This is a genomic window from Haemophilus sp. THUN1692 (assembly GCF_059704395.1).
Genome location: NZ_AP046579.1, coordinates 1,034,357 through 1,055,923, shown reverse-complemented (window position 1 = coordinate 1,055,923; position 21,567 = coordinate 1,034,357). Strand labels below are relative to the sequence as shown.

At 40.3% G+C, this 21,567-nt stretch carries 23 protein-coding genes; all 23 read left to right on the top strand.

The genetic code is table 11. The features are described 5' to 3' along the window. The first annotated feature begins 8 nt into the window (after positions 1–8). The 23 genes from AC6H0A_RS05115 to AC6H0A_RS05005 all read left to right on the top strand — a co-directional run bounded on the left by AC6H0A_RS05115 (position 9) and on the right by AC6H0A_RS05005 (position 21,563). Complete coding sequence (locus AC6H0A_RS05115) at positions 9–1,397, top strand: DUF4055 domain-containing protein (protein WP_005643811.1); 1,389 nt, start codon at positions 9–11, stop codon at positions 1,395–1,397. Further along, positions 1,363–2,757, top strand: a complete 1,395-nt coding sequence (locus tag AC6H0A_RS05110; RefSeq protein ID WP_005643810.1) for a minor capsid protein — start codon at positions 1,363–1,365, stop codon at positions 2,755–2,757. Before AC6H0A_RS05115 ends, AC6H0A_RS05110 begins: the two co-directional genes overlap by 35 nt. Then, the gene (locus AC6H0A_RS05105) at positions 2,750–3,118 is read left to right on the top strand and encodes a hypothetical protein (protein ID WP_044233320.1); all 369 of its coding nucleotides are present in this window, start codon (positions 2,750–2,752) and stop codon (positions 3,116–3,118) included. The genes AC6H0A_RS05110 and AC6H0A_RS05105 overlap by 8 nt, the downstream gene beginning before the upstream one ends. A gap of 119 nt (positions 3,119–3,237) precedes the next feature. Next, positions 3,238–3,516 carry a hypothetical protein gene (locus AC6H0A_RS05100; RefSeq protein ID WP_044233319.1) on the top strand — a complete coding sequence of 93 codons (279 nt, stop codon included), beginning with the start codon at positions 3,238–3,240 and terminating at the stop codon, positions 3,514–3,516. Between the two features lie 69 nt (positions 3,517–3,585). Next, positions 3,586–4,122, top strand: a complete 537-nt coding sequence (locus AC6H0A_RS05095; RefSeq protein WP_497512529.1) for a Rha family transcriptional regulator — start codon at positions 3,586–3,588, stop codon at positions 4,120–4,122. 116 nt (positions 4,123–4,238) lie between these two features. Beyond that, positions 4,239–4,973: a DUF6651 domain-containing protein gene (locus AC6H0A_RS05090; RefSeq protein WP_005643806.1), complete on the top strand. Its 735-nt coding sequence runs from the start codon at positions 4,239–4,241 to the stop codon at positions 4,971–4,973. Positions 4,974–5,038: 65 nt separating this feature from the next. Beyond that, the gene (locus AC6H0A_RS05085; protein WP_179230992.1) at positions 5,039–5,989 is read left to right on the top strand and encodes a major capsid protein; all 951 of its coding nucleotides are present in this window, start codon (positions 5,039–5,041) and stop codon (positions 5,987–5,989) included. Between the two features lie 139 nt (positions 5,990–6,128). Next, complete coding sequence (locus AC6H0A_RS05080; RefSeq protein ID WP_005643802.1) at positions 6,129–6,566, top strand: DnaT-like ssDNA-binding protein; 438 nt, start codon at positions 6,129–6,131, stop codon at positions 6,564–6,566. A gap of 2 nt (positions 6,567–6,568) precedes the next feature. Continuing rightward, a complete protein-coding gene (locus AC6H0A_RS05075; protein WP_005643801.1) occupies positions 6,569–6,970 on the top strand; it encodes a hypothetical protein in 402 nt (133 codons plus the stop codon). Beyond that, positions 6,963–7,355, top strand: coding sequence for an HK97 gp10 family phage protein (locus AC6H0A_RS05070; protein ID WP_005643799.1), 393 nt, complete (start codon positions 6,963–6,965; stop codon positions 7,353–7,355). Before AC6H0A_RS05075 ends, AC6H0A_RS05070 begins: the two co-directional genes overlap by 8 nt. A gap of 6 nt (positions 7,356–7,361) precedes the next feature. Next, the gene (locus AC6H0A_RS05065; protein ID WP_179230991.1) at positions 7,362–7,754 is read left to right on the top strand and encodes a phage tail terminator-like protein; all 393 of its coding nucleotides are present in this window, start codon (positions 7,362–7,364) and stop codon (positions 7,752–7,754) included. A gap of 8 nt (positions 7,755–7,762) precedes the next feature. After that, positions 7,763–8,773 carry a phage tail tube protein gene (locus AC6H0A_RS05060; RefSeq protein ID WP_005643795.1) on the top strand — a complete coding sequence of 337 codons (1,011 nt, stop codon included), beginning with the start codon at positions 7,763–7,765 and terminating at the stop codon, positions 8,771–8,773. Positions 8,774–8,870: 97 nt separating this feature from the next. Beyond that, entirely contained in the window at positions 8,871–9,275 is a 405-nt protein-coding gene (locus AC6H0A_RS05055; protein WP_005643793.1) for a phage-derived protein YdaY family protein, read from the top strand. After that, on the top strand, positions 9,272–9,613 hold the full coding sequence (locus AC6H0A_RS05050; protein ID WP_442564490.1) for a phage tail assembly chaperone: 342 nt from the start codon (positions 9,272–9,274) through the stop codon (positions 9,611–9,613). The genes AC6H0A_RS05055 and AC6H0A_RS05050 overlap by 4 nt, the downstream gene beginning before the upstream one ends. A 38-nt stretch (positions 9,614–9,651) precedes the next feature. After that, complete coding sequence (locus AC6H0A_RS05045; protein WP_044233317.1) at positions 9,652–9,978, top strand: phage tail protein; 327 nt, start codon at positions 9,652–9,654, stop codon at positions 9,976–9,978. A gap of 9 nt (positions 9,979–9,987) precedes the next feature. Then, entirely contained in the window at positions 9,988–13,227 is a 3,240-nt protein-coding gene (locus AC6H0A_RS05040) for a phage tail tape measure protein (RefSeq protein WP_179230990.1), read from the top strand. A gap of 95 nt (positions 13,228–13,322) precedes the next feature. Then, entirely contained in the window at positions 13,323–13,700 is a 378-nt protein-coding gene (locus AC6H0A_RS05035) for a hypothetical protein (protein ID WP_179230989.1), read from the top strand. A 326-nt stretch (positions 13,701–14,026) separates the two neighbouring features. Beyond that, the gene (locus AC6H0A_RS05030; RefSeq protein ID WP_179230988.1) at positions 14,027–14,917 is read left to right on the top strand and encodes a phage antirepressor N-terminal domain-containing protein; all 891 of its coding nucleotides are present in this window, start codon (positions 14,027–14,029) and stop codon (positions 14,915–14,917) included. A 414-nt stretch (positions 14,918–15,331) separates the two neighbouring features. Beyond that, a complete protein-coding gene (locus AC6H0A_RS05025; RefSeq protein WP_005640697.1) occupies positions 15,332–15,850 on the top strand; it encodes a phage antirepressor N-terminal domain-containing protein in 519 nt (172 codons plus the stop codon). Positions 15,851–15,894: 44 nt separating this feature from the next. Further along, positions 15,895–16,545: a phage minor tail protein L gene (locus AC6H0A_RS05020; protein WP_044232408.1), complete on the top strand. Its 651-nt coding sequence runs from the start codon at positions 15,895–15,897 to the stop codon at positions 16,543–16,545. A gap of 1 nt (position 16,546) precedes the next feature. Then, on the top strand, positions 16,547–17,254 hold the full coding sequence (locus AC6H0A_RS05015) for a C40 family peptidase (protein ID WP_497512524.1): 708 nt from the start codon (positions 16,547–16,549) through the stop codon (positions 17,252–17,254). Beyond that, positions 17,193–17,912 (top strand): tail assembly protein, encoded by a 720-nt coding sequence (locus AC6H0A_RS05010; protein ID WP_005640703.1) that lies wholly within the window; start codon positions 17,193–17,195, stop codon positions 17,910–17,912. Before AC6H0A_RS05015 ends, AC6H0A_RS05010 begins: the two co-directional genes overlap by 62 nt. A 3-nt stretch (positions 17,913–17,915) precedes the next feature. Further along, entirely contained in the window at positions 17,916–21,563 is a 3,648-nt protein-coding gene (locus tag AC6H0A_RS05005) for a TipJ family phage tail tip protein (RefSeq protein ID WP_179230987.1), read from the top strand. The last annotated feature ends 4 nt before the right edge of the window (positions 21,564–21,567 follow it).

Below are 21,567 nucleotides of genomic sequence, written 5' to 3'. Positions count from 1 at the left end.
GATTCACTATGTCAGTTCATCTTCCCACCGCTGAAATGGTGGAATTAAATAAGAAATCCAAAATCATTGATGATTTACTTGGTGGCACGGCAACAATGCGAAAAGCCGCACAAACCTACCTTTTCCAAATGGAAATGGAAGAGCCCGATAGTTACCGCAAACGCCTTGAGCGTTCGACCCTTTACCCCGCCTTGTCGGAAACGCTTTCCCAAATGACAGGGCGTGTGTTCTTTAATCCCATTGATGTGGCTAATGTAACAGAAACGGTGCAAGCCCTTTTTGATGATGTGGATTTAGCAGGCAATAATTTAGATGTATTTGCCTCTCGGTGGTTTTATTCTGCATTGGCTTATGGTTGCTCGTTCGCTCTGATTGATTTTACTCGTGTTGATGCTGTAAAAAGTCGAGCAGAAGAAAAGTCATTGAATGCTCGACCTTATTGGGTACATATTAAACCGCATCAAGTACTGGGCATTAAAACCGCACGAGTAAATGGTAAACAAGCGATTACTCAATTCCGCTATGTTGTAAATGAACAGGTTGAGGATGGCGAATTTGGCGTGAAAACCGTGAAACGCGTTTATGTGTACGAAATCGGTAAAGTGCGGAAATTTAGCGAAGCGGAAGGCGAGTTTCGTCTTGAATCGGAATTGCTCCTCACTGCCCAAAATCGACCTCTTGATTTTGTGCCTGTCGTGCCATTTATCACAAAGCGTAACGAACTCACCAATGCCATTGAGCCGCCTTTAATGGAGTTGGCGTATTTGAATGTAAAACACTGGCAGTCTCAATCGGATCAGGACAATATCACTAACATTACTCGCGTACCGTTGTTAGCGATTTATTCCAATGATGAAGTGAAACAGCTTGCTATTGGTGGTAGCGCGATTCATTTACCTGTTGATAGCTCAATGCAATTTGTCGAACATTCAGGACATGCAATTGCTTCAGGTATTGAAAGCCTGAAAGATTTAGAAGAGCAAATGAAAACCGCAGGGGCGAAGTTGCTCACTAAAACCGCCTTAGCAATGACTGACAGCCAAGCCCGTGATGAAGCAGGCAAAGAAATTTCCCAGTTACGTTTACTGGCAAACCGCTTTGAAGATGCTATTGATTTAGCTTTGGAATATACAGGACATTGGCTTGGCATTGCTAAAGAGCAAGTGGGTAATGTACAGATTTCTGGCAACATTGAAAACGATCTCGACCCTTCTGCTTCAATGGCAAGTGTGATTCAGTTGCGTAATGCTGGCGTGATTTCGAATCAATCCACCTTTGACGAGGCCAAACGTCGTGGCTTATTAGCCGACGGCTTAGAATGGGGCACAGAGCAAGAACGCTTGCAATCGGAGGGAATGTATTTTGACCTCGAAGAAACATCAGAAACAAACGCTTAGACAACGCATTGCCCACGCTTTAACTGACCGCAAAATCTTGCATTTTCGCTATGATGCTCACTTGCGACAACAGGTGTACAAGCGGTTAAATGCATTGCAAAAATCGCTGATTAACCGCATCAGTGCTATCGGTGTCGAAGCCTTACCCGCTAAAAAACTAGATAAACTGCTCACCGAATTGAAATCAGAAATCGCAAAAACGTATCAAGAAACAACCGCTTACACGCAAGACGAGTTAAGCGGTTTTTTATGGCTTGAGGCAAGTAAAATTAATCAACTGTACAATGGTGAAGTCGGTTTTGATTTGTTTAATGCGGTATCGAAAGAGCGGATTAAGGCGATTAAAAATGTCGCCGTGATTGAAGGGCAACCACTTGAGGCATGGTGGAATAAGCAACGTGCGGATTTAGCCTTTAAGTTTGAAGGAATTATCCGTTCTGGTGTAGCAGAAGGAAAGCAAAACGGACAGCTGGCAACAGAAGTGCGAGAATTGATGAACATTAGCCGTCGCAATGCGGAAACATTAGTGATTACGGCGGTGGCAAAAGTGGCAGACACTGCTCACGAAGAACTTCGCGATGCAAATTTAGATATTCTCTCAGGTGAAGAGCACCTTTCTACGTTGGATATGCGGACTTCCACAGTTTGCCAAGTGCGAGATGGTAAACGATGGGATTTGGACAAAAAGCCAATCGGGCATAACATTCCCTATAAACGACCACCATTGCACCCTCGTTGTCGTAGCATTCTTCAGCTTGTCACGAAAAGCTGGGAGGAATTAGGCGTGCAAGGAATGGACGAAATGCCAACTAGCACCCGTGCTTCAATGAATGGACAGATAGATGAGCGGATTAACTATGAGAGTTGGCTCAACAATAAAACGGCTGAAGAGAAAGAGCAGGTTCTAGGCAAAGGTAAAGCGGATTTATGGGAACGTGGCGTGATTACGTTCTCGGATATGTTAGATCAGAGTGGTAGACCTCTAACGTTGCTAGATTTGCAAGACCAAGCAGAAATCCCAAAGGCAATTAGGGTGATTAGGCGCGCTCATTGGAGTGAGGAATTCAAAGCCAAAACAGAAAAAATCTACTATGATTTTGCTAACGAAGGGATTATCATTGATCATCATGGTTTAGGGCGTTTAGGAGAACGATTAGTTAAAGCAAAATTAACAGTCGTTGAAGCAATTCAAATTGTGAAAAATACACCGATTAATTACATTGATAAACGTAATGGTCGGTATGTTCGGTTTAATCAAGAAAGAAAAGTTGCTATTATTCAGTCAAATATAGATGACCAAATAATCACCTTTGAAAGAAAAACAACTCCTAATTTAGATAATTGGAAACCTTATGAATAATTTTCTTGATGTATTAAATAAATTTCTTTTAGCGAATACAGACACTGAACGTGAAGCATTGTATGTTTTGTTACCTGAAACTATCTTAGAGCATAAAAATTTCTTTTATCAAGAAATGTTTACTGATGCTTCTCAACATACGTTTTTTATCATAACTTCTTTATTTATTGATTGGATTTTTGAAATCGAAGATAAGCAAGCAGATAATCTTTCAAAGGAAGATTCCAAATTTTTAGGAAAACTTGAAGATTTATTTGAATATATAGATGATGAAATACCTCAAAACGAACAGTTGAAGATATTAAACCAAACAAAAGAAATTTTAAGTGATTATTTACTTTTAAAAAAGGTTTCTAGATAAATGTTTAAGGATATTATCCTGATGAACGAGAAGTTTTATTTAAAGATAGAACTAAGTTCTTTATAAAAGATCGCTATATGAATGGTAATGTTACCGTAATTGAAGCGAGGGAATTATAAATGTCAGTGCTTGATTTACCTTTAGAGGAGCAAAAACGGATTGCGAAAGAGGTTTTTCAAATGCCTTTTGAAGAATGGATGGAAGATATGAAAACTTCTTTGAAAGAGGCAAAAGAGTTTCAAAAGAAACTTGAAAATTACAAACCGACCGAAGAAGAAAAGGCTCGTAAAATAAAAGCACTTCGAGAAAATCCCAATGCTATTCATTTCTACCGTAGAGTAACTGATAATTACAATTTAACGGTGGAAGAAGCGATTGAAGCCATTAGACGTAGTTAATAAAACATTATATTGAACCGCTTACAGCAATGTAGGCGGTTTTTTTATATCTAAAATAAGGGAAAAATGATGAACTTACAAAAAATTGAAAACTTTAATCAATTTGTCCAAGTTAAAGGTAACAAAATTATTACTGATACATTAACCATCGCACGCGTGTTTAATAAACCGCATAAAGATGTATTGAAAGCAGTGCGTGATCTTAATGTTCCTAAGAAATTTGGTGGGCGAAATTTTTCGCTCACCTCATATAAAGATAAATGGAATCGTGAAAAACCAATGTACGAAGTCACGAAAAACGGCTTTATGTTCCTTGTCATGGGCTTTAACGGACGAAAAGCTGATGCGTTGAAAGTGGCATTTATTGAAGCCTTTGACTACCTCATTACTCAAGCCAATAAATCAAGCTATCAACTTTTGGAAGAATATCAGCGACTTTGCCTGAATAAACGAATGGAAGAAGAATTTGCAAGCTATTGCGGAAAAGGCTTAAATCGTTGGAAGGGCAAAAAGCCGAATATTAAACAGAAAATGAAATCACTTGAAGATAAAATCCAAATTAACTTGAATCTAATGATTGATGAAAATTTGTTAACGAATAAATAAACCCTGAACATTTATAGCGTTCAGGGTTTTTTATTACCCCAAATTCACCGCACTTAATGCGGTTTTTTTACGCCTTGGAAAAGGCACAACCTTAACTAACTAGAAGGAAATCCAATATGAAATTAAAACTTGATGAAAATGGGCACGTGGCTGTTGAAAACGGGATGCCTGTGTATGTTCACGAAGACGGGAAGGAAATTCCGTTTGATGCCACAAAAGCCACAGCCAAAATTGCAGAGCTTAACAGTGAGGCGAAAAAACACCGTGAAGCCAAAGAGCAGGCGGAAGCAAAACTCTCGGCATTTTCGGGGATTGACGATCCGAAAGCAGCAATCAAAGCCTTGGAAACGGTGAAAAATCTCGATGATAAGAAGTTGATTGATGCGGGCGAAGTGGAAAAGGTGAAAGCAGAAATGCGTAAAACCTTTGATGAACAACTGGCAGAATCCAAATCTCAAGCTGAAAAACTGCAATCGCAATTGCACGCAGAACTAATTGGTGGTTCGTTTGCTCGCTCTAAATATGCCGCAGAACATTTAAATTTACCTTCTGATGTGGTGCAAGCCTTCTTTGGTAAGCATTTCAGTATTTCAGATGAAGGTAAAGTGGTGGCGAAGTTCGCCGATGGCAATGAAATTTACAGCCGCTCACGCCCAGGTGAAAAAGCCGATTTTGAGGAAGCATTAGAGGCGTTAGTCGGTGCGTATCCAAATAAAGATGCGATTTTAAAACCATCAGGTACATCAGGTTCAGGTATTGGCGCGGGAACAGGCGGTAGCAATGCCCCTAAATCCTTAGCCGAATGTAAAACCGACGCAGAAAAAATTGCGTATATGCAACAACATTCATAATCGGGTGCAAGAGATTGCACCTTTTTTATTTACGGTGCAATCGCACCATAACATAGGAGCTTATTATGGCTTTTGACTTACAAGTCTTCAACAAACAAACGCATTTAGCGTTAACTGAAACCGTCGATCAGGATATTGGAAAATTCAATCAAGCTTCAGGCGGAGTGATTACATTGCAAAATGCGCCAACACAAGGTGATTTTGATATTCGTGCGAGCTTTAAAGCGATTCAAGGCTTAGTGCGTCGTCGTAATGCTTATGGCAGTGGTACAGTGCAAGCGAAACGCCTAGAGCAATTACTCAATGTAGCAGTAAAAGTGGCTGCAGGTACGCACCCGATTGAGTATGAACCGCAACAATATCGTTGGGTATTGCAAAACCCAGAATTGGCAGCCATTGAAATTGGTCAGCAATTAGCAAAAGCGCGCTTAGCGGATATGTTGAACACGGCAATTCTAGGTGCCGTTGCTGCGATTGGCGGGCAAACTACTGCAGTGTTAGACGACAAGAAAAACGCCCCGAATTTCCGCACGCTCAACAAAGCGGCAGCATTATTTGGCGACCGCTCCAGCGCATTAAAAGCGTGGATTGTTCATTCAACCACCTTACACACCTTGTACGACAATGCCTTAACTAACGCAGAACGTTTGTTTACTTACGACAACGTGAGTGTGATGCGCGATCCATTTGGTCGCTTGTTTGTGGTCACGGATAGCCCTGCGTTAGTTGATAGTACCGCTTCAGCCTATAACACTCTAGGCTTGCAAGAAGGGGCGATCGTGGTAAACGGTAACAACGATTTCAATAGCGAAATGCAACCGAAATTAGGCGGTGAAAATATCGCAGCAGTTTATCAAGCAGAATGGACTTATAACTTAGGTATTCTCGGTTATGAATGGGATATGACTGCAGGCGGTAAATCCCCCGACGACACCAAGTTAGGGGCATCAGCCAACTGGCGTAAAACCGCAACTTCATTGAAAGACACCGCGGGCGTATTGGTTAAAACCAAGTAGCCATATCGCTAAAAAAGCACCCCCAAGTAACGAATTACTCGGGGGTTCTTATTTCCCTTGCATATTAATTGCAAAAGAAAATAACTGTGCGAAATTGTACCAAAACAAAATTGAAGATTCTTCTAAATAAGGAGAAAAAATGAGCGCTTATGTTTCTGTAGAAGAAGCTGATGCATATCATAATCTCAGAATGAGTGCAGAAATATGGGGGGCACTAAGTGCAACAGAAAAGGCTCGCCGACTAGTCAATGCATCGGATTATATTGATAGTGGCTATATCTATTTAGGAAAGCCATCTGATAAACATCAATTACGAGCCTTCCCACGTAATGGGGATACAGACGTGCCAGTAAAAGTAAAAAATGCAGTCTGCGAATTAGCTTTGGAAGAAAATTTAACTCAAAATCCAGCCGCACTTAAAAGTGCAGTGAAAGTTGGTGAACTTTCTGTAACGTATTCTTATCCTTCAGCTGCAAACGGTGTAGAGAATCAGCGATTTAGTTATGTGGCTCAGTTATTGAGAGAGTTTGTTCGAGAGAAAGGCGCTATGCGTAGAGTATTGCTTGAACGGGGGTAAGAATGGGATTTTATGATGAGTTGGCTGATACTGCAAAGACCTTGTTAACCGAATTTGGGGTGCCATGTAGTATTGAACAAAACATTACCAGTGATTACAACGTTGAAACAGGTGAGGCAACTCGACGCAAGCGTCGCTTATTGGGTGTTTGTATATTTAACCAATTGGCCTATGACTTTCCTCAATTCCAAAGTTCTGGTGTTTTAAAAGGTGAGGCAAGCTTAGTTCAACAAGGAGATGTGTCTATTACGTTAAGCCTATCATCTCCTCTTTCGAGAGAGGAGCTGCTTTTAAGTGTACTCCTTGTTAATGGAGAGCGTTGGCAAATTGTGAATTGTCAGCCATTAAAACCATCTGGTATGACGATTTATTACAAGCTTCAGGCAAGGTTAGTAAATGGGTAAATTTGTAGCTGAAATTGATGCTTTTAGAGAACGAACGATGCAACGTGCAGATATGTTGGTACGGAAAATCGCATTGGATACATTTAAAAAAGTGCAATCTAAAACGCCTGTCGATAGCGGGCAGTTACGTCGGAGTTGGACAGTCTCGGTGGGAGAAGCGCCATCTGTATTTAATGGTTCTAATGAAGTGATTAACAATGCAAAATTTGGTAATACGCTTTACATTGCGACGGATAAGCCTTATGCCTTGACACTGGAATATGGTTTATACCCTAAACCAGGAGGGCGTAAAACAAACAATGGCTTTTCGATTCAGGCTCCAAAAGGCATGGTGAGGATTACTGTGCAAGAAATGGAAGCGTTATTAAAGAAAAGTAAGTGGTGATTTTAGATGAAACAAATTATTCGGTCTGTATTACAAACACACTTAAACCAATTAGGACAATTTAATACCGCATGGGAAGGCGTTTTAAATACGCCCAAACTACCATATCAAACGCTCCACTTAACTATTTCATCTAGCGATACAGTTGCAATCTCTGATCGGCCACATGCTGAAGAATTGGGTTTTTTGCAATTAACGTTATTTTATGAGGCAGGATTAGGCACAAAAGCCATTGAGGAGCGTGCGACAGCTATTCGACGGCATTTTTACGGTCAGTCCTTTATTAAGGATAACGTTCAAATCATCATACATAAACCGCCACTTATTGGCGGTATTTTTTTAAACGATAATAAACTGGCGTTGCCAGTTACAATCAATTTTACCGCTTATGAACTCTAGGAGGTTATATGGCAAATGCACAAGGTGTAAAACGTAAGGTTACGTTTGCAAAAGAAACAACATTTGGAGTACGTGCTGCAAAAGGTATTGGTAAAGTTATGCCTCGCACAGAAAGCTCACTGAACTCAACATTTGATTCATTCTCAAGTGAGGAAATTCGAGAAAATATGCAACGCTCTCCATCCATTGTTGGATTTGAAAAAGTGGAGGGCGATTTGAAAGGTGAATTGTCTGCAGGTCAATGGTCTGATTTTTTTGCAGCCGCATTGCGAGGAACATGGACAGAAGCGAAATCGCCTGTATTAAAGAAAACTAGCACTGGGGCAGGTGAAAAACAAGGTAAATTACTCGTAATTCCTGAAACTGGCCATACAACTGATTCCTTTACGCTTGAAGACACCTTCGCAGATATTGGATTAAGTCGCATTTATACAGGTTGTCGAGTATCTAAAATTAGCCTAGATATTCAACCGAATGGGATAGCATCGATTGCGGTTACCTTTTTAGGACAAAAAGGCGAGGAGAGTCAAACCGCATATTTTACTGGTGCGCAGGAAGTGACTCAATCAGCTAAGGTTGCAGGCGTAAATGGGCAGCTGATGGTCAATAAAACCAAAGCGGCGTTGGTTACTGGTTTGAAGATGGACATCGATTTGAATGCATCTAGTGAGGCGGTACTGGGCGCGAAATACGCACCTGACGTGTTTATTGGCACAGTGGCAATTAGCGGATCGTTTACGATGTATTTCCAAGATAAAACCATGATTGACGCTGTGCGTAGCGGCGCGAATCTTTCTCTTGCTTTAAGAATGGATGCCGAATCAGTCGACAACGGAGATTATTTAACATTCATCTTACCAGGCGTGAAAGCGACTTCTATTGAAATTGATGACGGTGCGAAAAACCTTATTCAAACCCTAAACTTTGATGCTTTCCCCGCGATTTATGATGCGGAAAGTACAATTGATGATGTATTAAAGAAACCAACAACACTCATCGTTCAAGATTCATTAGCCTAAAGTGCGGTGAAATTTAGTCATACTTTATAGAAAACAAACCCCGAAAGTTCATCACTTTCGGTTTTTTTATTTCAATCCAATTCATAAGGAAAACACAATGGACTTTTCTAAATTAAATACTGTTAAAGCCTCTGAAAATACTTATCGCTTTGAAGTCACTCACCCGATTACTGGGGAAGGAACTGGAGCAATGATTGATGTTTATGCCTCGCAAAGTGATGTTGTACAGCGTTTCCAATCTAACGTCTTACGCAAATTACAAAAGCAAGAATTTGAAAACCAGCGCACCCGCAAACCACAATTTAAAGAACTCTCTGAATTGAAATCGGAAGCTCTTGAAAACGCCATTGTGCGCGTAGCTAGCTGGGAGAATTTAGAATGGGAAGGAACCACTCTTGAGTTTACCCCCGCCAATGTGAAAATGCTGCTTACCCAGTGTCCTTGGTTAGCTGAACAAATTATTGAACAGTCAGAAGACTTGGGAAATTTCTTGAAGGCCTGATCGAACATCTCTACGAGTTTGCTCAGGCAGAATTTCGTCTTGATAAACGACCAGACAATTCCAAAGCGACACAACGCGAGCATCTTCAAGTTATTGAGCAGCAATTAGGTATAACGCCCGAAGAGCTAAATAACCCTCCGCCCAATATCGCGGTGGGTTATTTGCTTGAGTATTTTTATGCCGTATCCTCCTCCCGTCAGTGCGGAATGTCCGCTAATCCTATTACTTTTAGTGAAATATTGGCATGGTCTCAATTGGCTAATACTTCATTGGCAAGATGGGAGGTTGAGGTGATTAAACGACTTGATATATTGTGGTTGAATATTCAAGCTGAATAGCTCAAGGTTAGGCTTGAATCCTTAACTAAGGAATGAATATGAAAGAATTTACTTGGCAAGCCGATTGGAATATGAAGCGGAAAAAAAAGCCGAATGTAAATACAATTCGATTTGGTGACGGTTATGAACAGCGACAATCAGATGGCATTAATAATAACCTAAGAACCTACGATGTAGTCTTTAGTGGTTCAGAAGAAAAGATCAAGGCAATAGACATGTTCCTTGATGAATGTTGTGGGGTGACAGCCTTTTCATGGCAACCTTACGGAGATAAAAAAGGATTGTTTACCTGTGGTGAATGGGATGAAACCAAAAAAACAGGATATAGCACGCTAACAGCAACCTTTAAGGAAGTTGTTGCATAGAGGTAAATTATGGCAAATTTCGCACAATTAGGCATAGAGTTACGTTCTATAGGGGTTGATAAAGTTAATCGTGATATTCGTTCGGTGACGGATAACGCAAAATCTACTGAGCGCTCAGTGCAATCTCTTTTAGGTGTAATGGGTAAATTAAAAGTCTTAATGACAGCTGGATTGGGAATTCAAGGCCTTGGGCAATTTATTCAAATGTCCGACAAAATGAAAACCCTTGCTGCCCAGGTGAAATTTGTCACGAATTCATTTGAAGAATATAAAGCTGTTCAAAGCCAGCTTTTCTCTATTTCACAACGTACTCGTGCTGATTTAGAGGCGACAACCACAATTTACGCTCGTTCTGCTCGAGCATTGAAAGATTATGGTTATAGCCAAGAGCGGATTCTAACTTTTACTGAAACGTTAAATAAAGCGATGGCAGTAGGTGGAGTGGGCGCACAAGAGCAGGCGAGTGCACTTTTCCAGCTTTCACAAGCATTAGGTTCAGGTCGGTTACAAGGTGACGAGTTCCGTACTATTGCTGAAAGCGCACCCATTATTTTAGATGTTGTTGCGCAATATATGGGGAAAACCCGTTCAGAAGTGAAACAACTTGCTTCTGAAGGTAAAATCACCTCTCAATTGTTATTTGAAGCTATTACAGGCGCAACTGAGAAAATTTCAGCAGATTTTGAAAAAATGCCTTTGACTTTTGGTCAGGCAATGACTCAATTGAAAAACCAAACACTTAAATTTGTTGATGATGTCGGTAATCGCAGTGGTATCTTTGATGGGATGGCTGCATCTGTCTCATTTTTAGCCAAAAATATTGACTATCTTTCGGTGGTGATTGGTTCGGTTCTGTTAGGACAATTAGGTAAAGCCTCTGTAGCAGGGATTAAGTCTGTATTAACTAAACGGCAAGAGGCTCTTGTGGCTTTAGAGGTTGCACAGGCTACATCTGTTCAAGCTACGGCTGAATTAAGACTAGCACAAATACAAATGCAGTCTTTACGCGCCCAATTAAGTTTAGCTCAATCAGAACAAACAAGAATGGCGCTACGTGGTCAAATGGCTGCCCAAGCCTCTCAACTTACAGTATTAATGAACGCAGAGAGAGAGGCAACAGAAAGGGCGGCGCTTGCTAAACAAAAACTATCTTTGGCTGGGCGAGCATCAAGTGGTGTTTTAAGTCTATTAGGTGGACCTATTGGACTGGTCACTACTGCGCTTACTTTGGGAGCGGGGGCATTTTATACCTGGAAACAAAATGCAGAGCAAGCCAAACAGGAAAATCTTGATTATGCGAAAAGTCTTGATGTGACAAGTGATGCGTTACAAAAATTGACCGCAAATCAGCTAGAAGCAATGAGCGCAAAATTGAAGCGTTCTATGGCAGAGCAGAAGAATTACATACAGTCTTTGATTGAAGAAAAATCAAGAATGGAGCGCGCATTATCGATTCAAACTAAAAGTATGGATGAGGGGAACCTTTGGCAAAATCAATATGCACTGAAACGCTATAATCAACTTCTTGAAGATTTAAAAATCAAGAAAGGCGAAATAGATTCAGCTAATCAGCAGTTAGCGAAGTCAGAGCGAGATTTAAAATCTATTGGTGCAGAGGAGTCAGTTCAACGTTTGAAAGAGAGCGTAGAAAAGCTCTACCCTGAATTGCAATTTAATAAAGACAAATTTGTTGAGTTAAAACTTTCAACAGAAGACTTTAAAGATTTGTTACCAGACGCCAATGGTAAAATCTTAGGGATGGCTGATGCATTAGCTCAGGCGGCGCAAAAGGCAAGATTGCTACTTAGCGGTGTAATTGGCGTAAAAGAAGAAACTGCAGGTATTGGCGCAGATGCTCAAAAGGTTATTGACGATCTTCGCCTTGATCGAAAAATTGCTAATGCAAAAACGCCACAAGAAAGAGCAGCGGGAGAAACAGAAAAATATATTAAACGGCTTTCTGAGCAAGGCAAATATAGTAAGCCTGAACTTGATGCAATCGAAAAAGAATATCAAGCCAATGCGTTAGCTAGAGAGAATAGATCTAGCGGGGCAAAGGGGAGAGGGAATAAAGTTGATTATGTCAAACAGTACACTGATCAAGTGACCCAACTCCAACAACGCCTAGCGGACATAAAAGCCAATCTACAAGATGGTGGAATTAGCCAATATCAAGAGTTAAAAAAACTCACAAACGATATTGCTGCCAATGGTGAAAAATATGCGCACTTTGGTGCAGAAGGGCTTGCTAATCTAAAACGCCTTGCCAGTGAAATTGACAGTGGGCAGCAACAAGTTGCAATCCGCGATTTAGGTGACAATTACAAAGAGCAGATTGAGGCTCGACAATTTGAATTGACGCTTATTGGTCAAACAAGTGAAGCGGTAGATCAGTTACGTTTTAATCATCAACTAGAGCTTGAAACGGCAAGATTGCGCAAAGGCATGACGCAAGAAAATATTGCCTTACTTGAGCAGACAATTGATGAAATTAAACGCTTAAAAGAAGAACAAGCTAAACAAACCGCAGAACTAAAAAGCGATCCAGCGGCTGGATTTAGAGATGGTTTCCAAAAATTCCAAAACACAGCGGAAGATGTAATGGGCAACGTATCTCAAATCACGTTAAATGCGTTTAATGGAATGTCGGATGCCGTAACTGATTTCATATTAACAGGCAAAGGAAATTTCCGAGGCTTTGCGCAATCAGTGATTAAAGATATCACATCAATGATTGTAAAGATGATGATTTTTGCATCACTCAAGGCAGCATTTGGAGGAACATCTATTGGCAAATTTATGGGGTTCTCTGGAGGCGGTTTAGTCCCTGAATTAAAATATACTGGTGGACTTGTTGGATTTGATGAAGGGGGATTTACTGGCCAAGGAGGGAAATATACGCCAGCTGGTATTGTTCACAAAGGCGAATATGTCTTTACCAAAGAAGCAGTAAGCCGTTTGGGTGTGAATTACCTGGATCAGCTCAACTATCAACGCAAGGCTAAACCACAGGGCTACGCAAACGGCGGTTCAGTGGGTGGATACGCACCAAGCACACCAATGAATGCGAATAATCGGGGCGTGAAGGTAAATATCATCAACAACGGTGAGCCAACAAACGCTAACGTGGAAACCAAAGAGACCAGTGGCGGCTTAGAAATTACTGTGGAATTAGTGCAAGCCATTGCTCGAAAAGAGGCAGGAACAATAATGCAACAAAATATGAGACCAGGTGGAATGTTCGCCTAATTTTAGGCGAATTTTCCATTTTGTGATCTTGTTCAATGTTTTTTTAATTTTTTCAAAATATAATATTCCCCATAACCGTTATGTGGAGAATATTAATGAAAAAATTATTATTAATTGCAGGGCTAGGCGCAATTCTTGCCGGTTGTGCTCAACTTACACAAGAACAAATTAAAAATGCTGACTACGGTCAATACCCGACCAATTATGAACGCATAGTAAAAGAGTATTATGAAACAGTTGCAAAAGATCCAGACAGCCTGAAATATAAAGAAATCAGTACGCCAGAAAAGTCATGGGTAAATGATTTTGGCGATCATAAATTTGGTTATATGTCATGTGTTACTGTAAATGGTAAAAATTCATATGGCGCATATGTTGGGTATAAAACTGACGGCATTTTGATTAAAAACGGAAAAGTAATTCACATTATTAATAATATAGATCAGTACAATAGGGATTTTTGTAAAAAATAATAGCAAAATTTATTTCTCTTTAACTATAAAGCCCCTTGACTACAAAGGGGCTTTTTTATTAGTATGTTTTTCAAGGCTCGTAACCTTTACCAAAAGCGGAAGTCCGCACCCGACAGCATAGCGGTTTTTTTATGCGTGAAATTTATCAACCTTGTTTGTTTATTGCCATTAAACATTCATTGCGCATAACCACATCTTATCTATGCCGAGTGGGCGGAGAATACAACACCCGAAAGGGGAATAATCCCGGCCGACTTTTGGCGGTTTACGAACCACTCGGCGCCCTATTATGGGTAAACATCGTAAATATCCAAAAGGAGTCAGAAATGGCTAATCAAATCTCAACCCAAACAATTTCATTCAACAATCAATCATTAATTACAGTTGAACAAAATGGCAATCACTATGTTGCTATGAAGCCAATTTGTGAAAATATCGGCATTCAATGGGAATCGCAATACAATCGAATTAGACGTGACGATGTGCTAAATTCAGTTATATTCATCATGAATATGACTGGAAGCGATAGTAAGAATTATCAAATGATCTGCTTACCAATCGAATATTTAAACGGTTGGTTATTTGGTATTGATATTAATCGTTGTAAACCAGAAATCCGTGACACATTAATCAAATACAAAAAAGAGTGTTATCAAGCGTTACATGATTATTGGTTTAATGGTAAAGCAGAGCGTAAAACCACGGTAGATGATCGCACAGGCTTACGCAATGCTGTGAATATGCTCGTGAGCAAAAAGGGATTAATTTATTCTGACGCTTACCATTTAATCCACCAACGCTTTAATGTGGAATCAATCGAAGATTTAACATTAGAGCAGTTACCGCAAGCGGTGGAATATGTGCATAGAATTGTGCTTGAGGGTGAGCTTATCACTGAACAGAAAAAAGATGAGCTATTCATCCGTGAATTTACAGAGCATGACCTACAACAGCTTGTGTGGGCGTGGTTCGCTTTATTGCGTGGCATGGAACTTTGCCAAGTGCTTCACCCCGCATTAAAACAAATTGGCTCGCACTATGCCGCACCAGTTCATGACATTGCTTACGAATATCGCAGCACTCTCCGTCAGGCTCATAACGTATTGACACGCATTACAGAGCAATTTGAGTACGAGAAAGGCAATAACTGGCGTGTCTTAAAATATCTTCGAGCCTATAACCCTAAAGCAACAGGATTTCAGCTAGACATCCTATAAAACAACGAAAAATCCGACCGCACTTTTCCAAAAGAAATCCGTGCGGCGGATTGCTACACCCAAAATTTACAAAAAAGGACAAACTATGTTCAGAATTTTACTTGTGGTGGCGTTGTTATGGGCCACCTATCATTTAGACTTAAATCAAGATTGCGATGGGTATATTTGCCAAGTTGAACAGTCTTATCAAAAGTGATTATAAATTGACTTAACCCTAAATTTGCATTACTATTTCTAACAATAGCCGAATTGTAGCAATGCAGTTCGGCTTTTTTATTGAAATTTTACAACCCGCTTGAATTGGCGGGTTTTTTATTGCCTGTAAGATAGCGATGTACACGTGACAAGCGGTGCTTCCTTTCTCCACTCACTGCTTCTTACAGGCCCCTTTTTGTGGAGAAAGCAGGAGAAGATATGCAAACATTAACTGCAGAATTTTTAGGTAAAGAAGTTACTTTAGTGGATAACAACGGCGTGGCTTATGTGGCAATGCGTGAGATTGTGGAGGGAATTGGTTTGGCGTGGAAACCACAATACAAAAAACTAACTGACCACAGTCAAAAATTCAGTTGTTACCATATGACCACAACTGGTAAAGACGGCAAAAAATACGAAATGCTTTGTATGCCAATTAAAAAATTAAACGGCTGGTTGTTTAGCATTAACCCAAACAAAGTGCGTGCCGATTTAAAAGAACGCTTGGAAAATTACCAAGAAGAATGTTTCTTAGCTTTATGGGATTACTGGACAGAGGGTATTGCTCGCCGTGATGAAGTCAAAAACAAGTTGGCATTGTGGCAACAAAAGAAAGCCGAATATACGCAACGAGCTGGTGAACGGGGAAAATTATTGCAGCAATGCAAATCAGAAAAGCAAGCCCTTGAGCGTGAGCTTTTACAAATTAAACAGTTAGATCTTTTCGTGAACTTATAACCGCACTTTCTGAACAGACTGTGCGGTTTTTTATCGGGGTAAAAATGAGTATTTACGGACAACTGCAACAATACGCCTCTCATGGTTGGATAGAATTATTTGAACTCGATCTCACTAAATTTGGCGATATTGTTTATCGTTTCCACGATGGATTAAGTCCATTAGGTCAAGCTATTGTGTGGCAAGGGCTGGAATATACACCTTATCCAGTCAAAGCTGAGGGATTTGCAGTTGATGGGTTAAATCCTGTTAGACCAAGGATTACATTTTCCAACTTAGGAGGGGCGATTACATTAGTCTTGGCAAAATTAAAAGGCATTGAGGGCGCTCAACTTACTCGCAAACGAACGAAAATAATCTATCTTGATGCGGTAAATTTTGAAAATGGAAATTTGACTGCCGACCCAAACGCACATTTACCCGATGATATATTTTATATATCGCAAAAAACATCGGAAGACCATTTAACCGTTAGTTTCGAGCTATTACCTGCCACTGATTTAGAAGGGGTAAAATTACCTCGTCGGCAGATTGTGGCTCAATATTGCACTCATAAATATAAGGGGCAGTTTTGCGGATATACAGGTGATAAAGCAACTTGCGCTAAAACACTTGCTGACTGTAAAGCACATTTTGGTGAGCACTCTGAATTGCCTTTTGGTGGTTTCCCTAGTGCGGCATATATGAGGATTTAAAATGAAACATATTGATGATGCAATAGCACACGCCAAACAAAGTTATCCGCACGAAAGTTGCGGTTTTTTTGTGCTTAAAAATAGCAAATTGCAGTATGTCGCCTGTACCAATTTAGCAGCAGAAACAGAAGATGAATTTTTAATTGGCATAGAAGATTATGCCAGAGCGGAAGGAGTGGGGGAAATTAGAACCGTTGTTCATTCCCATCCAGACGAGAGCTGTTTACCAAGCATTGCAGATCAAGACGCACATAAAATGAGTGGATTGGAATGGTGCATTATTGGACTAGAGGGCGATGAGGTATCTACGCATTTTATGCCTGCACTTACAGAGGTGCCTGATTTGTATGGGCGTAAGTTTATCCATGGCATGACCGACTGCTACGGATTTGTGCGTGATTGGTATCGCCAAGAACTGGGTATTAATCTCCCAAACTACAATCGCACAGATGGCTGGTGGGATAATGGTGGCAATCTCTATGTTGATAACTTTGAGGACGCGGGATTTTATCCAGTCAAAGACTTAAAAATAGGCGACATGATTGTGATGCAAATTAACGCAAATGTACCTAATCATGCTGGTGTTTATCTTGGTGATGGTTTAATTGGCCATCACTTATACGGACGACTATCAAGTAAGGATGTATATGGACAATTCTACCGCGAACGAACAACGCACATCATGCGACATAAGGAAAATACGCCTTAAAGGTGAGTTAGGCAAACGCTTTGGTAAAGTCCATAAGCTGGCAGTAAAAACACCAGCGGAAGCCATCCGAGCCTTATGTGTTTTAAAAAGAGGATTTAAAGAGTTTCTCTTAGAATCTGAAAAACACGGAATAGTTTATCGGTTCTTGGTGCAGCGAGAAGAGCTGACAACATCATCTGATGAATTTCAAATGCGGTATGGACCTCAAGCCGAATTTCACCTTATTCCTGTCATTAGGGGATCTAAACGAGGGGGATTATTTCAGCTCATAGCGGGGGCTGCGATGATTGGTCTTGCATTTTGGAACCCTTTAGGGTGGGGAACTTTGGGTGGCGCAGGTTTTCTAGCCAAGGCTGCGACCGTTCCTCTTTTGATCGGGGCCTCGCTTGTGCTTGGTGGAATAAGTCAATTATTAGTACCGATACCAAAGACAAATGGACCACAAGAGCGACCAGAGAATAAACCCTCTTATTTATTTAATGGTGCGGTCAATACCACAGAGCAGGGACAACCTATTCCATTATTATATGGGGAATTAATAGTTGGATCTGCTGTTGTATCGGCAGGTCTTACCGATAAAGAAATTCCTATCAGAACAAACTCTACATCAAACAATGAGACTAGAGTAAAACTTAAATTTAAACGAGTTTCGGAGTGATAAATGCAGATAATCGGAAGAAAAGGCGGTGGGAAAGGTGGTGGAGGTGGCAGATCACCAGTTGAAGCGCCAGATTCGCTCAAATCTTGTTCCTATGCAAAATTTATTGATGTTATTTCTTGTGGAGAAATTGAAGGACCGGTAAATGGACTAAACTCAGTCTACTTTGGTGATGTACAGTTGCAAGATGAAAAAGGCAAATTCAATTTTAATAATGTTGCTATTGAGTGGCGACCTGGAAGTGTGAGACAAGCACCGTCAGAAATTTGCCAAACCAATGAAGTGACAACAGATGTTAATACCGAAGTAAAAAAAGACAAACCTATCACCCGCTCTATTATTGCACCAGAAGCAGATATTGTTAGAGTAACCATTACTGTACCTGGATTAAGCCATCAAAATAAAAACAATGGAGATATTAACGGTACAAAGGTTGAGCTAAAAGTCGAATATCAAGCTAACGGTAGTCAGTGGATAGATGCAGGTAATATCGTTATCGAGGGTAAAACCACATCATCATATAATCGCGAACATAGCTTTAGATTAACAGGCGAAGCTCCCTGGAATATAAAAGTGACGCGGTTAACTGATGATTCAGATAGCCAGGTTTTACAAAACAAAACCATTTTTTCGAAAATCACAACGGTTTTTGAGGAAAAATTAACTTATCCTGGTGTGGCATATGTCGGCGTGCAAATAGACGCTGAGCAATTTAGCTCAATCCCATCTCGTGGATATCATTGTCGTGGCATCAAACTAAAAGTGCCCTCAAACTACAATCCAGAAACTCGAGAATATAGCGGTGATTGGGACGGCACATTTATTGTCAAATACTCAAATAACCCTGTTTGGATTTATTTTGATTTACTCACTAACGAGGAATATGGGGCAGGGGAATACATCAAAGAGGATATGCTAGATAAATGGTCGATGTACCAAATAGCAAAATACTGTGATGAATTAGTCCCTGATGGTTTTGGTGGCCGTGAATCTCGATTTACTTGTAATGTTTATATCCAAACCAAACAAGAAGCCTTTAAGTTGCTACGGGATTTAACATCGGTATTTAGAGCAATGAGTTATTGGAGTAGTGGCACTCAAATGCTTGTCCAGGACTCACCCAAGGAGCCCATTTATCAGTTTAATAATACCAATGTTATCGGCGGTAAATTTAGTCGCTCAGGCTCGAATATTAAAACTCGTCACAATGTTGTATTAGTGACGTGGAACGACCCGAAAAAGTACTTTAAGCAATCTGTAGAGTACATCGAGGACCCGGAAGCGATTGTTAAGATGGGGTACATATCCCAAACGGAAGTTGTGGCATTTGGCTGCACATCGAGAGGGCAAGCGAGACGACTAGGGAAATGGCTACTTTATACTGAGCAATACGAAAGCGAAGTTATTACGTTTTCTTGTGGGCAAGATGGTGCTATTCCTGTACCTGGCGAGGTGATACAAGTATCTGATGTACATCGTTCAGGAGAGAGACGCGGTGGGAGAGTTAAAGACGGCTCAACAACAAACCGAATCATCCTCGATGCAGAAGTTGAAATCATAAAAGAATCAACGATTAGCATTGTGAATGAAAAAGGGGAGTTAGAACAAAGAGCAATTACACAACGTGGAAAACTCACTGAGATTGAGGTAAATCCAGGCTTTACATCGGTCACAGAAAATAGCACATGGATTATTGCTAGTGCAGACATAAAACCCGAGCTTTACCGAGTCATCTCAATTGTTGAAGGTGAAAATGGATCCTACACAATCAGTGCATCTGATTACAACCCCTCTAAGTTTGAGCATATCGAAAATGGAAATGAACTCATTGAATATGACACAACAAACAATACGCTAGATACTGGCATTAAAAATGTAGTGATTACTGATGAGATTTATCGTGGACTTGGTGGGAGTATCCAAACCAAAATTGTTGTAAGTTATGAGCCTGCTACATCGCTCACATCTCGATACCAAATCGAATATCGAGAGGGAAATGGTAACTGGAAACAGATGGATCCAACAACCTTAACATCAGTTGATATTCCCAACGTAAAAGATGGTGTGTTATATCAAATCCGCATCAAAACAAGCAATGTATTAGGTGTATGGTCCGATAATCCAATCCAAAACTATGAGCCAATAGGGAGATTACGTCCTCCGCATAATGTTTCTAATTTAAGACATAAGGCTATTGCTCAAGAAGGAGCTTTTTTAATTTGGGATTTATCGCCCGATATAGATTTAGAGTATTACGAGATTAAAAAAGGCGACACCTATGAAAGTTCTAAACCAGTTGGGAAAATCAAGGCAAACGAATTTAATCTTGGTTTTATTCACGCTGGTGAGCATAAGTATTGGCTAAGCGCGGTGGATTCATCCGATGTTCGCTCTGAATCGCCCACTGCAGTAACGTTTAATATTTCAGGTGGACAAGTAGAAAACTTAGTTGCAGAAATTGTCGGCGATGAAGTTTTGATGACTTGGGGTGAGACAAAAAACAACTCTTTTTCGACTGAGCTCTACGAGGTTAAAAAAGATGATGACGTGCTGGCTTTAGTTAAAAGTACATCATTTAAATTTAAGGCTGATTTTAACGGCAATAAAAAATTTACCGTTACTGCAATTGACTTAGGCGGAAATCGGAGTGAATCCGCTCAAGCGCAGCTAATTGTCCATCGACCGACACCTGTCTCTATATCTCAACAAGTTATCGATAACTACGTCATGTTGCGTTGGCAAAGTGCCAAGGCTACCTTGCCGATTGTCTATTATGAGTTGCGGAAAGGGGAAACAATAGAAAATTCAGAGTTTATCACAAATATTGATGGGTTAGCGTTTCCACAGTTTGAAACTGTAGGAGGGTTATATAAATACTGGATTATTGGTGTTGATAGTGCAGGTAACAGAAGTGAGCCGCAATATACGCTATCCAATGTTGCGCAACCGCCAGATTATATCCTTAAATACGACTACAACAGCTCGTATGATGGAATTAAAAATGGGTCGGATAAAATCGATGGCAAGTTATATCTACCAGTCAGACGAGATACATGGGCAGAGCATTTTAGATCCAATAATCTCGCTACTCCAAAATCTCAAATTAATAGAGGTTTCCCGTTGTACCTCCAGCCAACAGGCGAGAGCGGATATTATGAGGAGGAAATGGATTACGGCACGGTATTAGCATCATCCAAAATTACTCTTACCCCTAAGGTGATAAGCTCTGGCAGTTATGATATTAACTATCATATAGCAGTAAAAGAAAACGCTAAAGATAATTGGCGCGAACACGACCAACAATCCGTTTATGAAACCAACTTTAGGTACGTTAAGTTTAGAATTACAGTGAGCAATGCACAGAAACCTGTCGTAATAGAGTCACTTAATCTAAAACTCGATCAAAAACAAAAAACTGACGGAGGAACCGTACAGGCAAATGCGTCAGATATAAAAGGCACATGGGTAAACTTTGCAACGGAGTTTATCGATGCATCGGTCCCAGTTTTAACACCACAATCTAAACAACCACTTTTTGCAACATCTGACTTTAAGGATGAGCCAAAACCTAAAGGCTTTTACGTATTTTTATTTGATAAAAATGGGAATCGTGTAAGCGGTAAAGTTGGCTGGGTTGTAAAAGGAGTGTAAAGGA

Coding starts and splice junctions, on each gene's coding strand:
- AC6H0A_RS05115 (WP_005643811.1), top strand. CDS start 9: ATGTCAGTTCATCTTCCCACCGCTGAAATGGTGGAATTAAATAAGAAA.
- AC6H0A_RS05105 (WP_044233320.1), top strand. CDS start 2,750: ATGAATAATTTTCTTGATGTATTAAATAAATTTCTTTTAGCGAATACA.
- AC6H0A_RS05100 (WP_044233319.1), top strand. CDS start 3,238: ATGTCAGTGCTTGATTTACCTTTAGAGGAGCAAAAACGGATTGCGAAA.
- AC6H0A_RS05095 (WP_497512529.1), top strand. CDS start 3,586: ATGAACTTACAAAAAATTGAAAACTTTAATCAATTTGTCCAAGTTAAA.
- AC6H0A_RS05090 (WP_005643806.1), top strand. CDS start 4,239: ATGAAATTAAAACTTGATGAAAATGGGCACGTGGCTGTTGAAAACGGG.
- AC6H0A_RS05085 (WP_179230992.1), top strand. CDS start 5,039: ATGGCTTTTGACTTACAAGTCTTCAACAAACAAACGCATTTAGCGTTA.
- AC6H0A_RS05080 (WP_005643802.1), top strand. CDS start 6,129: ATGAGCGCTTATGTTTCTGTAGAAGAAGCTGATGCATATCATAATCTC.
- AC6H0A_RS05075 (WP_005643801.1), top strand. CDS start 6,569: ATGGGATTTTATGATGAGTTGGCTGATACTGCAAAGACCTTGTTAACC.
- AC6H0A_RS05070 (WP_005643799.1), top strand. CDS start 6,963: ATGGGTAAATTTGTAGCTGAAATTGATGCTTTTAGAGAACGAACGATG.
- AC6H0A_RS05065 (WP_179230991.1), top strand. CDS start 7,362: ATGAAACAAATTATTCGGTCTGTATTACAAACACACTTAAACCAATTA.
- AC6H0A_RS05060 (WP_005643795.1), top strand. CDS start 7,763: ATGGCAAATGCACAAGGTGTAAAACGTAAGGTTACGTTTGCAAAAGAA.
- AC6H0A_RS05055 (WP_005643793.1), top strand. CDS start 8,871: ATGGACTTTTCTAAATTAAATACTGTTAAAGCCTCTGAAAATACTTAT.
- AC6H0A_RS05045 (WP_044233317.1), top strand. CDS start 9,652: ATGAAAGAATTTACTTGGCAAGCCGATTGGAATATGAAGCGGAAAAAA.
- AC6H0A_RS05040 (WP_179230990.1), top strand. CDS start 9,988: ATGGCAAATTTCGCACAATTAGGCATAGAGTTACGTTCTATAGGGGTT.
- AC6H0A_RS05035 (WP_179230989.1), top strand. CDS start 13,323: ATGAAAAAATTATTATTAATTGCAGGGCTAGGCGCAATTCTTGCCGGT.
- AC6H0A_RS05030 (WP_179230988.1), top strand. CDS start 14,027: ATGGCTAATCAAATCTCAACCCAAACAATTTCATTCAACAATCAATCA.
- AC6H0A_RS05025 (WP_005640697.1), top strand. CDS start 15,332: ATGCAAACATTAACTGCAGAATTTTTAGGTAAAGAAGTTACTTTAGTG.
- AC6H0A_RS05020 (WP_044232408.1), top strand. CDS start 15,895: ATGAGTATTTACGGACAACTGCAACAATACGCCTCTCATGGTTGGATA.
- AC6H0A_RS05015 (WP_497512524.1), top strand. CDS start 16,547: ATGAAACATATTGATGATGCAATAGCACACGCCAAACAAAGTTATCCG.
- AC6H0A_RS05010 (WP_005640703.1), top strand. CDS start 17,193: ATGGACAATTCTACCGCGAACGAACAACGCACATCATGCGACATAAGG.
- AC6H0A_RS05005 (WP_179230987.1), top strand. CDS start 17,916: ATGCAGATAATCGGAAGAAAAGGCGGTGGGAAAGGTGGTGGAGGTGGC.